The sequence below is a fragment of the Novosphingobium sp. NPDC080210 genome (assembly GCF_050281025.1).
Taxonomy (GTDB): domain Bacteria; phylum Pseudomonadota; class Alphaproteobacteria; order Sphingomonadales; family Sphingomonadaceae; genus Novosphingobium.
The window spans coordinates 472,771-485,303 of record NZ_JBNNWL010000003.1 but is presented as its reverse complement, the minus strand read 5'-3'; the positions used below and the strand labels follow the sequence as shown (position 1 = coordinate 485,303).

General features: G+C 64.9%; 17 protein-coding genes. 6 read left to right on the top strand and 11 right to left on the bottom strand.

Annotated elements, in window-relative coordinates:
• Positions 1 to 10: 10 nt before the first annotated feature.
• The gene (locus tag ACQKOE_RS11405) at positions 11 to 784 is read left to right on the top strand and encodes an IclR family transcriptional regulator (protein WP_374588471.1); all 774 of its coding nucleotides are present in this window, start codon (positions 11 to 13) and stop codon (positions 782 to 784) included.
• Between the two features lie 20 nt (positions 785 to 804).
• On the opposite strand, the gene trmB is transcribed toward ACQKOE_RS11405, so the two are convergent.
• Positions 805 to 1,521: a tRNA (guanine(46)-N(7))-methyltransferase TrmB gene (trmB, locus tag ACQKOE_RS11400; protein ID WP_374588473.1), complete on the bottom strand. Its 717-nt coding sequence runs from the start codon at positions 1,519 to 1,521 to the stop codon at positions 805 to 807.
• Positions 1,522 to 1,966: 445 nt separating this feature from the next.
• On the opposite strand from trmB, the gene ACQKOE_RS11395 reads away from it, so the two are divergent.
• Complete coding sequence (locus ACQKOE_RS11395) at positions 1,967 to 2,479, top strand: hypothetical protein (protein ID WP_427512879.1); 513 nt, start codon at positions 1,967 to 1,969, stop codon at positions 2,477 to 2,479.
• Between the two features lie 109 nt (positions 2,480 to 2,588).
• On the opposite strand, the gene ctrA is transcribed toward ACQKOE_RS11395, so the two are convergent.
• The 5 genes from ctrA to dksA form a co-directional block, all read right to left on the bottom strand.
• Positions 2,589 to 3,284: a response regulator transcription factor CtrA gene (gene ctrA / locus ACQKOE_RS11390; RefSeq protein WP_427512878.1), complete on the bottom strand. Its 696-nt coding sequence runs from the start codon at positions 3,282 to 3,284 to the stop codon at positions 2,589 to 2,591.
• Between the two features lie 138 nt (positions 3,285 to 3,422).
• A complete protein-coding gene (locus ACQKOE_RS11385; protein WP_427512877.1) occupies positions 3,423 to 3,836 on the bottom strand; it encodes a DUF4112 domain-containing protein in 414 nt (137 codons plus the stop codon).
• 41 nt (positions 3,837 to 3,877) lie between these two features.
• Positions 3,878 to 5,347: an ABC transporter substrate-binding protein gene (locus ACQKOE_RS11380; RefSeq protein ID WP_427512876.1), complete on the bottom strand. Its 1,470-nt coding sequence runs from the start codon at positions 5,345 to 5,347 to the stop codon at positions 3,878 to 3,880.
• Between the two features lie 56 nt (positions 5,348 to 5,403).
• Positions 5,404 to 5,763: a PilZ domain-containing protein gene (locus ACQKOE_RS11375; RefSeq protein WP_427512875.1), complete on the bottom strand. Its 360-nt coding sequence runs from the start codon at positions 5,761 to 5,763 to the stop codon at positions 5,404 to 5,406.
• Positions 5,764 to 5,877: 114 nt separating this feature from the next.
• Complete coding sequence (gene dksA, locus ACQKOE_RS11370) at positions 5,878 to 6,336, bottom strand: RNA polymerase-binding protein DksA (protein ID WP_374591413.1); 459 nt, start codon at positions 6,334 to 6,336, stop codon at positions 5,878 to 5,880.
• A 270-nt stretch (positions 6,337 to 6,606) separates the two neighbouring features.
• Between dksA and ACQKOE_RS11365 the strand changes: the two genes are divergently transcribed.
• Positions 6,607 to 6,966 carry a hypothetical protein gene (locus ACQKOE_RS11365; RefSeq protein ID WP_374591415.1) on the top strand — a complete coding sequence of 120 codons (360 nt, stop codon included), beginning with the start codon at positions 6,607 to 6,609 and terminating at the stop codon, positions 6,964 to 6,966.
• 262 nt (positions 6,967 to 7,228) lie between these two features.
• On the opposite strand, the gene ACQKOE_RS11360 is transcribed toward ACQKOE_RS11365, so the two are convergent.
• From ACQKOE_RS11360 to ACQKOE_RS11340, 5 genes are read right to left on the bottom strand one after another with little or no spacing between them, the layout of a single operon-like run.
• Positions 7,229 to 8,353: a GNAT family N-acetyltransferase gene (locus tag ACQKOE_RS11360; protein WP_427512874.1), complete on the bottom strand. Its 1,125-nt coding sequence runs from the start codon at positions 8,351 to 8,353 to the stop codon at positions 7,229 to 7,231.
• Complete coding sequence (locus ACQKOE_RS11355) at positions 8,350 to 9,129, bottom strand: glycerophosphodiester phosphodiesterase family protein (RefSeq protein WP_427512873.1); 780 nt, start codon at positions 9,127 to 9,129, stop codon at positions 8,350 to 8,352. The genes ACQKOE_RS11360 and ACQKOE_RS11355 overlap by 4 nt, the downstream gene beginning before the upstream one ends.
• Positions 9,101 to 9,562, bottom strand: coding sequence for a RidA family protein (locus tag ACQKOE_RS11350; protein WP_374591421.1), 462 nt, complete (start codon positions 9,560 to 9,562; stop codon positions 9,101 to 9,103). Before ACQKOE_RS11350 ends, ACQKOE_RS11355 begins: the two co-directional genes overlap by 29 nt.
• Entirely contained in the window at positions 9,559 to 10,188 is a 630-nt protein-coding gene (locus ACQKOE_RS11345) for an HAD family hydrolase (protein WP_374591422.1), read from the bottom strand. Before ACQKOE_RS11345 ends, ACQKOE_RS11350 begins: the two co-directional genes overlap by 4 nt.
• Positions 10,189 to 10,190: 2 nt before the next feature.
• Positions 10,191 to 10,457 carry a DUF3572 domain-containing protein gene (locus tag ACQKOE_RS11340; protein WP_427512943.1) on the bottom strand — a complete coding sequence of 89 codons (267 nt, stop codon included), beginning with the start codon at positions 10,455 to 10,457 and terminating at the stop codon, positions 10,191 to 10,193.
• A gap of 38 nt (positions 10,458 to 10,495) precedes the next feature.
• Between ACQKOE_RS11340 and ACQKOE_RS11335 the strand changes: the two genes are divergently transcribed.
• From ACQKOE_RS11335 to spt, 3 genes are all read left to right on the top strand, one after another.
• Positions 10,496 to 10,873 carry a response regulator gene (locus tag ACQKOE_RS11335; RefSeq protein ID WP_374591425.1) on the top strand — a complete coding sequence of 126 codons (378 nt, stop codon included), beginning with the start codon at positions 10,496 to 10,498 and terminating at the stop codon, positions 10,871 to 10,873.
• Positions 10,874 to 10,941: 68 nt separating this feature from the next.
• Entirely contained in the window at positions 10,942 to 11,181 is a 240-nt protein-coding gene (locus ACQKOE_RS11330; protein WP_374591427.1) for an acyl carrier protein, read from the top strand.
• A 139-nt stretch (positions 11,182 to 11,320) separates the two neighbouring features.
• A complete protein-coding gene (spt, locus tag ACQKOE_RS11325) occupies positions 11,321 to 12,520 on the top strand; it encodes a serine palmitoyltransferase (protein WP_427512872.1) in 1,200 nt (399 codons plus the stop codon).
• Positions 12,521 to 12,533: the final 13 nt, after the last annotated feature.

Sequence of the window (12,533 nt, the reverse complement as noted above, 5' to 3'; positions counted from 1 at the left end):
GGATTCAGGCGTGCGGAACACTGACAGAAACTCGATCCAGGTCATCGCGCGGGCGGCGGAAGTCCTTCGCCGCGTGGCCTATGCGCACGAAGGGCTGAGCTTGTCGGAGCTGGCGCAGGAAACCAATCTGGCCCGTTCGACTATCCAGCGAATCGTGAAGGCCCTGGTCGATGAGCAGTTCCTCCAGCCCGCCTCCAGGCGGGGCGGATATGTCCTGGGTTCGGGCCTGGTCCGCCTATCGGCAGGGCCGGCGATCGACGTGGCCCAGGTCCTGCAACCACTGCTCCGCAACCTGGCGGAAGAAGTGGACGAAACGGTCGACCTTTCGGTGCTGAAGGGCAATTCGGCGCTGTTCGTCGAACACATTGCCGGGGGTCACCGCCTGGCCGCGCTATCGGCGGTGGGGACCGAGTTTCCGCTGCATTCGACCGCCAATGGCAAGGCGATGCTGGCTTGCCTGTCGCCAGAGCGCCGCCAGGAACTCGTGCCCGAGACCCTGCCCGCCTTTACCGAGCGTACCGTGGCGGACTGGAACGACTTGCAGGTTCAGCTGCGGCAGATCGAACGGTCCGGGCTGGCCTATGACCTGGAAGAACACACCGACGGGGTTTGCGCGGTCGGCACGGCCTTTCTGGATGCGCAAGGCACGCCATTCGCCGTTTCGGTGCCCGTTCCCCGGCAGCGCTTCGACGCGAAATGCTCCGCGATCGAGGGACCGCTGCTGGAATTCAGGCAGCGCGCGGTCGAACTGATTCGCGGCTCCATCCCGCGCGCCGCCGCCTGAAGCAGAGCGGCGCCCGCGCGCTATTTGCGGCGGAACCGGAAGTACCAGACCTCGTGCCCGTAAACGGTACGGGCCTTGTGTTCATAGCGGGTTTCGGGCCAGCCGCCCGGGCGCTTCTGGAAGTCCTGCGGCTTGTCGATCAGCCATTCGAACTGGTCGGTATGGCGGCGCATCACCATCAGCGCATGGCGGACATAGACCGCGTGATCGGTGCCGAAGCGGAATTCGCCGCCGGGTTTCAGCTTGGCCGCGAACAGGTCGACCGGCCCGTCGTTCATCATGCGCCGCTTGGCATGGCGCGCCTTGGGCCAGGGATCGGGATGCAGCAGGTAGAGGAACGATAGCGAGCCATCGGGAATCCGCCGCAACACCTCCAGCGCGTCGCCGTGGAAGATCCGCACGTTGCCCAGTGGCGGGTGCGCCCCGTGATCGCCAGAGACGTGGACCAGCGCCTGGGCCACTCCGTTGATGAACGGTTCGGCCCCGATGAAGCCATGGTCGGGCAGCATGTCGGCGCGCGCCGCCATATGCTCGCCCCCCCCAAAGCCGATCTCGAAATGCAGCGGGCACGGCTGGCCGAACAGGCGCTCCGCCGTGACCGGGCCTTCTACCGGGACCGCGATCTGGGGCAGCAACTCGTCGACCAGGGCCTGTTGCCCCTGGCGCAGCGGCTTACCCTTGGCGCGGCCATAGAGGCGGTTGATCGTGGTCGGGTCACCGGATTTGTAGGCGGTCATGGCCGGGCGTTTGGCAGTCGGTCCCGGGCGGGTCAAGACAAGCCGCAACTGGCGATGCCGTGACAAGGGCGGGCCAAAAAATTTGTGATGGACGCCAATCGGCCCCTGTGGTGAGCAAGGGCCATGTCGTATCTCGAACCGGTCCCCTCCGGCGCGCTCGCTTCGCTCTCCGACAAGGAGCTGGAAGTACTGCGCCTGCTGGCGGCGGGCCACACGGTCAAAATCGATCGCCGCGCGGCTGGAGCGCAGCGAGGCTTCGATCAACGAGCGCCTGCGCGATGCCCGCCGCAAGACCGGGGTGGGCTCCAGCCGCGAACTGGCCCGGCTGGTCGATGCCCAGAAAATCTGGGACAAAAAACCTGATCTATCCGCGCCGGTCCTTCCTGCCGATCACGTGGTGCAGCCCCCGAAAGCGGGGCGGCCAGGACCGAAAGGAAGAAATATCATGCTTATCGCCATGCCCATCGTTGCCGCCGCCGGACTGCTGGTGGCACAGCCCGACACCGCCCAGCAGACCGCTGGCAGAGCGGACGCGACGACGACCGCCGCTGCAAAGCCCTCGCCATTGGTCGGACGCTGGTCGCTTGACGTGGCGCGGATTCCGGAAAACGAACGCCCTCGGCGCGTGATCATCGAATTCCGGGAATCGCCGGACCGGAAGTGGTCAACCCATGTCGAGATCGTCGGTGCCAATGGCAGCAGGATGGAGGCCGATTCCACCGCCGCAACCGATGGCGTTCCGGTCGCGGAAAGCGGCAACATGCCCTTCATCGACACCGTTTCGTTGCGCCAGCCGGCCCCGAACACCCTGGTGATGACGCTGGGCAAGAACGGCGCGCCGGTTTCGACCCGGGTCTACACGGTCGGCAAGGACAACAAGTCGATGACCGAAACGATCATCTGGGCCAGCACCGGCATTCCCAAGCTGGAAACGACCTATTTCAACCGGATCGACTGACTGCGCCGGCAAGAACGGCCTGCCCGCCCGGAAGGCCTTGAACAAACGAAAACGGCCCGCCTGGTGAAGGCGGGCCGTTGTCGGCAGTGATTGGGCGAACGGGCCTGGATCAGGCCGCTTCCGCCTCTTCGTTGGCGTCGCGCAGCACATAGCCGCGGCCCCAGACGGTTTCGATGTAGTTTTCACCATCGCAGGCGTGGGCCAGCTTCTTGCGCAGCTTGCAGATGAACACGTCGATGATCTTCAGTTCGGGCTCGTCCATCCCGCCGTAGAGGTGGTTGAGGAACATTTCCTTGGTCAGCGTGGTGCCCTTGCGCAGCGAGAGCAGTTCCAGCATCGCATATTCCTTGCCGGTCAGGTGAACGCGGGCGCCATCGACTTCGACCGTCTTGGCATCCAGGTTGACCGCCAGCTTGCCGGTGCGGATGACCGACTGCGAATGCCCCTTGGACCGGCGGACCACGGCGTGGATGCGGGCAATCAGCTCTTCGCGGTGGAACGGCTTGGTCACGTAATCGTCAGCCCCGAAGCCGAACGAGCGGACTTTCGAATCCATTTCGGAAATACCCGACAGGATCAGCACCGGCGTCTGCACCTTGGCGACGCGCAGCTTCTTCAGGACATCGTACCCATGCATGTCCGGCAGGTTCAGGTCGAGCAGGATGATGTCGTAATCATACAGCTTGCCCAGGTCCAAGCCCTCTTCGCCCAGGTCGGTCGAATAGACGTTGAAGCCTTCTGTCGTCAGCATCAGTTCAATGGCCCGTGCCGTGGTCGGCTCGTCCTCGATCAACAACACGCGCATGGGTAGTCCCCTTTGCCCCTAGTTCGCGTTAAACATCCCTTGTTAGGGGATATTGCACGCCATTAACCATATGACCAATGAAAGAGAAAGGTTAATTCTTCGTAAATGGCGTCAATGGAAGAGCAGCTAAGTTTCGCCTTAGCCGGGTAAAACAGTTGTTGAGGGATGATGCCGGTCGAGGTGCCGCTTGATGATTTTCAGGTTGCGGGTGTTGGACCGGTAAAGGAAATCGAACAGGTCACCGGCCAGCGGCACGGCACCGATCAGCGTATCGACACCGACGTTCGTGGCCATGCGCCACAGCTGCCAGCGGGACATGCCCAGGTTGCGTCCCTCCCAGACGATATAGAGCCCCAGCACGGCCGCCAGGGCGTCGCCAGCAACCGGAACCAGCCCCAGCAGCGCGTCCAGCCCCACCTTGCGCCCCAGCACCGGAACGCGAATCATCCCCTCGAGCATGCGCTCCAGCGCCTCGATCCGCAGCCGCACGCTGAGCGGATCGGTGCCAAGCGGCAGCTGGGCGCTCATCGAGCGAAGATTGCCGTTGTTCATTGCGCGACCCTTTGCCTGACCGGACTGCCTGTCCGTCAGGATCATCTGGGAAGCATGGCCAGCGACATCAAGGGATGAACGGCCAGGCGGTTCGGGGCAAAGCCGGTCACCGCGCCGCCGACCAGCGACCAGCGGATCGGCACGCCCAGCGGAATGTAGCCGTTCGCCACGGTCAATTGCGCTTCGGCCTGGGATACCAGTTCCGCCTGGCGCACAGGATCGGGTTCGGTCCGCGCCTCGGCCGCGAACTTGTCGGCAGCCGGGCTGCAGGCGGCACGCTGCACCGTGCAGGACAGCTGGCTGAAGAACCATTGCGCCGTGCTGTAACTGGCGACCGCGTCGAGCAGGCGCAGATCGGCGTCCGCTTCGAGCGGGACGCGGCGCAGCTCCACGCCAATCGCGCTGAGGTCCTGCCTGATCCGGTCAAACAGCAGGTCCGCGCCTGGGCCCTGCGGCAGGGCCAGGCGCAGCGCTAGGGCCGCGCGTCCCCCGGCCTTCCACGCCGAGACCCGGGCTGCGGCTGCGGAGCGGCGTTCCTCGATGGAGCGGGTGGTCCAGCGTTCGCCAATCGTCCCATTTTCTCCGGGCAGACCGGGGTTGAGCACCCGGGTGGTCGTGACCCAGCCGGACAGGTTGACCGAACCGGCCAGGGCCTGACGGTCAATCGCCATCGCGATGGCCTCGCGGTTTTCCGTCTCGGCAAGGAAACCATCGTCATGCACTACTACCAGGCCCAGCAGCCCTCCAACCGGATCGACGCGAATTGCCGCACGGGCCACGCCCATCGCATCGAGCCGGGGGAAATCGGCCAGGGTTCCGCCCATCACGACATCCAGCTCGCCGCGATTGAACCGCTCGATCGCAGTCTTGGCCGGAAGCGAATTGAGTTCGAGCATCCGCGCGCGCTGTGCCCAGCGCTTGTCCTGCGGCATCCCGCGATCTTCGGGAGCTATCGGGCGCAGGAAGGCGCTGTCCTTGTCCCGGCGCAGCCGCATCGGCCCGGCTCCGCGTCCGGCGTGGACCAGGCCGAGTTCGGGCTGTGCCAGGACTTGCAGGAATTCGGGCTGGCGGCTGGCAAGACGGATTTCGATCACCCGGCCCGCCATGGCGCGCACTTCGGCAATGACCCCCAGGTCGAGGCCCAGCGGCGTGCCGCGCTGCGCGGCAATTGCGCGATTCAGCGCGGCGCGGGCCGTCTCACCGGTGATCGGGCTGTCATCCGCCCAGGTGCCGTCGCGCAGACGGAAGATATAGCTGAGCCCGTCGTCAGTCACGATCCAGCGGTCTGCCAGGGCGGGGACGACCTGGCCCTGTTCGTCAAAGGCGACCAGCCCTTCAAAGGTTGCTGCCCGCAGCATCTGGGCTGGGGCAGGCAATCGCGGGCCGGTCGTGAAAGCCGCAGCCGAAGGTCCGATCGCGGCCACTTCAACCGGGCGATCGTCACTGCCAAAGCACCCGGCCAGCATCAGGGTGGGGAGCAACAGGGCAAGTCGGAAGCGGCGCGGCAGCATGGCCAGCGACCCTATCCGAAATTTTCCAGCCCGGACAGGTGCCTTGCACCCGTCGTTCAGATCTTGCGGAGAAGAGCCACTTCATCCTGCGGCAAGGGCGGGCGGACAAAGCGCGGCGTGCCTTCGCCCACGGCAAGCGGGCTGCGCGCCATTCGCGGATCGATCGCCGCATCGAAGGTTATGCCGCAGCGGCCGTTCCGCACCCAGGCAATGGCCCCCTTGGTCCAGCCCAGGTTGCGCAGATTGACCCAGGCCACCTGGCCGCGCATCGCGCATTCCACGCCTTCGGCCATGACACCACTGGATGAAAGGTTGCGCACCCGCACGCGCTGTTCACCCGGAACCCCGTCGATCCGCAAGTCGGCGAGGAGGAACATGCTGTCCCGTCCAATTTGCCGGTCGTCGCTATTGCTCATAAGCCCCAACGCCCTCCATGCCTGTCCCGGCACGCGGGACCGGATGACCTTCCGTCACGCGGAAGCTAGGCGCAGAGTGGCGAAAAAGCGGTTAACGCGGTGCAGGCGATGCCGTCAGTCGTCGCGGGAAATCTTCTCGCGCCGCTCGTGCGCTTCCTGCGCCTCGACCGTCATCGTGGCGATGGGCCGCGCCGAAAGCCGGCCCAGGCCGATGGGCTCGCCGGTCACTTCGCAATAGCCGTATTCGCCCTCTTCGATGCGGCGCAGGGCCGAATCGATCTTGGCGATCAGCTTGCGCTGACGGTCGCGGGTGCGCAGTTCGATGCCCCAGTCAGTTTCGCTGGAGGCGCGGTCGTTGAGATCGGGCTCGCGGATCGGGCCGTCCTGCAACTGCTGCAAGGTGTCCTGCGCAGCAGAGAGAATCAGCTTCTTCCATTCGAGCAACAGCCGCCGGTAATAGTCCAGCTGCGGTTCCGACATGTATTCTTCATTGTCGCTGGGGGTGTAATCGCCCCCCAATGCCCGCTTGGCCTTGGCCAGGACGTCGATTTCTTCGCCGAGAACGGTCGCCATAAACTCTCCAAACGAAACCGGTTGGGGTGGGCGGGTTCCTGCGGCCTCGGGTGTTCCCGATGGCCTCCCAGTGCCGGTTGAGCGCGCCTATAGAGGTCCGCAAAACCTCGCACAAGCGCCAATACTAGGCCGAACTACTTTGATGCACGTTAGGCACGCATGAACGCGCAGGCAGAAATCTGGTTCGCCGTTAACCTTTTGTTGACCACGTTAGGGAAGGTTGGCGTCAGAGGGCGGCCAAAAGGTGACTGCCCACAGGGGGTTACTGAGATGAGCACAATCTGGATCAACCAATCCGCCGACCAGCACGCATTCGGAATGCAGGCCATGCCTGCCGACGAACGCCACGAAGACCTGCTGGTGGCCAGCTGCCTCGCCGCGGCTGCCCAGGGCGATACCAGCGCCTATTACGATCTGGGCGTCGCCTATTCGACCGGCAGCCACGGCGTGCACTGCGACCTGATCGAAGCGCACAAGTGGTTCAACCTGGCCGCCGTCGCCGGGCACAGCGAAGCCGCCCTGTGCCGCGCCGACATCAGCGACGAAATGACCGCGCGCGAGATTTCCGAAGCCCAGCGCCGCGCCCGCGAATGGCTGGCCGCCACCTCGCCCAGCCGCCGCGCAGCCTAGGGTCAGGACCTATTAACCGCACCTTCGAGGCGGCAGAATGGCGAACATAACGAAGTGAAATTCACGCCGGGAAGGCTGGTTGCCTTTCCAAGGGAATTTCGCTTCGAGATGGAAGCCATTCTGCCGTCCCGAAGGGATTTGGCCAAAATGGCCCATTGCTGCGTCAGGAAGTCTTGAAATATCGACATATTCCAGCGCCTTCCTTCCTGGCACTGAGCCATTTTGACTCAAACCTCGAAGGCGCGGTTAATAGGTCCTGACCCTAAGCGCCTTTCCTGAAGGGCGATCGCTGGGCCAGGTAGTTCTGGTCCGCCGCCACGCCGGCCCGTTCCCGCTCCAGGAATTCCGCGACTGCGCTGCGGAAGCCGGGATGGACGATGTAATGGGCTGACCAGGTCTGGACCGGTTCATAACCGCGCGCCAGCTTGTGCCCGCCCTGCGCTCCCGCCTCGACGCGGCTGAGGCCAAGGCGGATCGCGAGGTCGATGGCCTGGTAATAGCACAGCTCGAAATGCAGGAACGGCTTTTCCAGCAGCGCGCCCCAGTACCGCCCGTAGAGCGCGTCCGGTCCGATGAAGTTGAGCGCCCCGGCTATTGGCGTGCCATCCTGATAGGCGAGGACAAGCGCGATCCGGTCGCCCATCCGTTCCCCCAGCAGAGTGAACGCCGCGCGGGTCAGATAGGGCCGCCCCCATTTGCGCGCGCCCGTATCCTGGTAGAACGCCCAGAACGCGTCCCATTCCGCCTCGCCGATTTCGGCCCCGGTCAGGGTGCGGATTTCCACCCCCTGCTGCGCCGCCGCGCGCTCCTTGCGGATGTCCTTGCGCTTGCGCGAGGATAGCGCGCCGAGGAATTCGTCGAAGCTGGAATAGCCCCGGTTTTCCCAGTGGAACTGGATGTCGCTGCGGATCAGCCAACCCGCGCGCTCGAACAGCGGCACCTGCTCGGGCGCGATGAAGGTGGCATGGGCCGAGGACAGGCCGTTGTCCGCGCAGACCTGTTCGGCGGCGCGCAGCAGAGCGGGCGCCAGGGCATCATCGGCGAGGAGCAGGCGCGGCCCGGTGGCGGGCGTGAACGGCGCGGCGATCTGCATCTTGGGGTAATAGCTGCCCCCGGCCCGGTGCCAGGCATCGGCCCAGGAATGGTCGAACACATATTCGCCCTGGCTGTGGCTCTTCAGGTAGGCGGGCAAGGCTGCCGCCAGCGTCCCCGCCGCATCGGCAATCAGGATCGGCGCGGGCGACCAGCCGCTGCCCGGACCGACCGAGCCGGAATCCTCCATGGCGGAAAGGAAGGCATGGCTCATGAACGGATTCCCGCCTGCCAGCGCATCCCATTGCGCTGCCGGCAAGGAGCCTACCGAAGGAGCAATCCGCGCTTCGATCACGGGACCCCGGCACCCTCCGCAATCGGCGCATCGGCATGGAGCGCCGCGCGCTGCCGCAGTTCAGCCGAACGAACCGTCCAGGTCAGCACGGGCAGGCCCCGCTGACGCTGGGCGGCGGCGAAGGCGCTGGGCAGGTCGCGAATGTCATAGGCCATGAAGTGGGGCCGCGCGCGCCACAGGAACAGGTGGCGGCGGATCAGGCCGGACAGGCCCCGGTCATGCTCTTCCGTCATCACCAGTCCGCGCACCGTTTCGCGGCGATGGCGGGCGAACCAGTGCACGACGCGCGGATCGAAGCTCATGATCGCGTGCGGCCCGGCATATCCCTCCAGCGCATCGGCCACGGCCTGGCACAGCCGCGCGAAGGGCGCGAAGTCGCCGCGCCGGGATTTTATCTCGATCAGGATCGGCACCCGCCCCGCCACTTCGGCCAGCAGCTGCGGCAAGGTCGGGATATGGTCCGCGGTCCCTGCCAGCGCGATGGCGAACAGCGATTCCGCCGTGCGCGCCGCAACCGGCCCACGCTCTGCGGTCAGGCGGTCCAGATCGAAGTCGTGAAAGACCACGGCCTGCCCGTCCCGGGTCAACTGGACGTCGCATTCGATCCCCATACCCCGCGCCATCGCGCCGCGAAAGGCGGAGAGGGAGTTTTCCGGCACCCCGTCCAGGTGCAGGCCGCGGTGGGCATATTCGGCGCCGCCAAGCCAGTCCGCCTTGCCCGGCCCGGGAGCCGGGGCAAGCCAGCGATCAAGCAGGGCGAACGGCGACAATCGCATCGACTTCCACCGCCACGCCCAGCGGCAGGCTGGGCACGCCAACCGCGCTGCGGGCGTGCTTGCCGGCATCCCCGAACACCTCGGCCATCAGTTCGGACGCGCCATTGGCCACCTTGGGCTGATCGGTGAAATCGGCGGTCGAATTGATGAAGGCGCCCAGCTTGACGATGCGCTCCACCCGGTCGAGCGAACCGAGCGCGGCCTTGAGCTGCGCCAGGATCATCAGCCCGCAGGCCCGCGCGCCTTCGACGCCCTGTTCCAGCGACAGGTCCTCGCCCAGCCGCCCCTTGAGCAGCTGGCCACCAACGATGGACACCTGGCCCGAGACGTGGGCCAGCCCCCCGGCGATGACCACCGGGACATAGGCCGCAACCGGCGCGGCGGGCTCGGGAAGGGTGATGCCAAGTTCGGCAAGGCGTGCGTCAATGCTCATGGGTTCTCGTCCTGAATGCGCGAGAGCAGCCACGGCAGGGCATGCTCCCAGGTGTCGATGCGGGCATGGGCATGGCCCGCCTGGAAACCGCAGGTGATGTGCGGGGCAAGGCTGGGCTCACCACATAGGTGAAGTCGGTCGATATGAGGAACCATTTCGGCTGCCGAGCCGTGGTGCTGGGCCAGGTCGTCGATGAACACCGCCCTGGACGGCTGGTACTTGTCGAGAATGGCCTGAAGCGCCGGACCCTTCGGTCCCTGGTTGGTAAAGACCGGAAAGTCGATCCCATGACCGCGCAGCTGTTCGCGGCGGGATTCGTTGTGCTTGTCGGCCAGGTTGGTCAGGATCACCACGTCGGCGTGCTGCGCCAGCTGGTTGATCGCCCCTACCGCCCCGGCAATCGGCGACTGGCGGTGCATTTCATTGTCGAAGAACAGGTTGAGCAGGCGCCAGATTTCGGCAGGTTCCACCGGCTCGCCGCTCTGCTTGTCGCGGATCGCCTTGGAAAAATCGTTGCCGACCAGCTTGAAGGAAACCGGCTGGCTTTCCTCCAGCCACTCGCCGAACGGCACGATCATGTGCAGCAGCACTTCATCGCAATCGCTGATGATCAGCGGCCTTGCCATAGTTACAACCTCTCTCGTGCGGCCATCAGAGTGGCCGGTTCAATTCCCAGTTCTTCCGCCGCTGCCAGCAGGTCCGGCTCATGACTGGCCAGAAAGTCCAGCACGGCCCCCAGCACCCCCGGATCACCCAGCCCGCCGCGCAGGGCATCGGGGGTCAGCCCGGTCAGCGCCAGCAGCCGGTCTGCCCGCGCGCTGTCCGCCAGAATCCAGCCGAGCGCGCCCAGCGCCAGGGCAGCGGCATCGTGGTCGGGGGATTGGGACTCGCGCAGAATTGTCAGTTCCCTCAGACAGCGTTAGGGCAGTGCTCATGGCAAAGCGTATCCTTGTTGTCGAGGACAACGACCTCAACCGCAAGCTGTTCTGCGACGTCCTGAAGAGCCAGGGCTATGCCGTCGAACCCTGCGCCGACGGCCTCGACGCGCTGGAGCGCGCGCGCCAGTTCGTGCCCAACCTGATCATCATGGACATCCAGCTGCCGAACGTGTCGGGCCTCGACCTGATCGAAGCGGCGAAAAAGGACGCGACCCTGCGCGCGATCCCGGTCCTGGCCGTCACCGCCTATGCCGGCAAGGGCGACGAGGAACGCATCCGCGACGCCGGGGCCGAAGGCTATCTGGCCAAGCCGGTATCCATCGGTCCCTTCATGGCCGCCGTCAAAGCCCTTGTCGAAAAGGCCCCGGCCTGACATCCGCCCACTTTCCGCCCCAATCATCGGCCAAAGGGCCGCCTGAAATTCTCCGGAGCAATGTAATCATGGACCGCGCCGCAACCGCCGCAAAGATCGCCGAACTGATCGAACCCTTCAACAAGAAGGGCGTGGCGATCAGCGATGGCACCACCTTCGCCGGTGACCTGGAATTCGACAGCCTGACCGTGATGGACTTCGTGGCCGCGATCGAGGATGAATTCGACATCATCATCAGCATGAACCAGCAGGCCGAGATCGAGAACTACGGCCAGCTGGTCGACGCCGTGGTAAAGCTGCAGGGATAGCAAACAGCCCTCCCCAATGCGTCATGCTGAACTTGTTTCAGCATCCATCGCACCGCCGGGACCGGGGGTTCGTGGGGAGAAATGGACCCTGAAACAAGTTCAGGGTGACGGGTGCAAAGACCGAGGTGGAATTCAGATTATGACCGACCTTTTCTCCAAATTCGACCCGCTGATCGAACAGCGCCGCGCGCTGCTTTCGACCGGGGTGACCGATCCGTTCAACCTGGTCATGGAAAAGGTGGTTTCGCCCACCGAAGCGATCTGCAACGGCAAGCAGACCATCCTGCTGGGCACCTACAACTACATGGGGATGACCTTCGACCCCGACGTGATCGCGGCGGGCAAACAGGCGCTGGACGAATTCGGCGCGGGCACCACCGGCAGCCGCGTGCTGAACGGCACCTATGCTGGACACCGCGCGGTGGAAGAGGCGCTGAAGGACTTTTACGGAATGGACCACGCGATGGTCTTTTCCACCGGCTATCAGGCCAACCTGGGGATCATCAGCACCATCGCCGGCAAGGGCGACTACATCGTGCTCGACATCGATAGCCACGCCTCGATCTGGGATGGCTGCAAGATGGGCGACGCCGAAGTCGTGCCGTTCAAGCACAACGACATCGAAGCGATGGAAAAGCGTCTGAAGCGCATTCCCGAAGGCGCGGGCAAGCTGGTCGTGCTGGAAGGCGTCTATTCGATGCTGGGCGACATTGCCCCGCTGAAGGAAATGGTGAAGGTCGCCAAGGACAATGGCGCGATGGTCCTGGTCGACGAGGCCCATTCGATGGGCTTCATCGGCGAACATGGCCGCGGCGTCGCCGAAGCGCAGGGCTGCCTCGACGATGTCGATTTCGTGATCGGCACTTTCTCCAAGTCGGTTGGCACGGTCGGCGGCTTCTGCGTGTCGAACCACCCGAAGTTCGAAATCATGCGCCTGGTCTGCCGCCCTTATGTCTTCACCGCCTCGCTGCCCCCTAGCGTGGTGGCGACCGCCTGCACCTCGATCCGCAAGCTGATGCACGCGGGCAACAAGCGCGCCCACCTGTGGGAAAACTCCAAGGTCCTGCACAAGGGCCTGACCGATGCCGGGTTCAAGCTGGGCACGGATGAACCGCAGTCGGCGATCATCAGCGTGATCATGCCCGACCTGGAACGCGGCGCGATGATGTGGGAAGCGCTGCTGCGCGAAGGACTCTACGTCAACCTGGCCCGTCCCCCGGCAACCCCGGCGAACATGACCCTGCTGCGCTGCTCGCTCTGTGCCGAACATACCGCCGAGCAGGTCCAGACGATCATCGGCATGTTCAAGCGAGCGGGCGCGGCGGTCGGGATTATCTGAGCCGCCACATCCC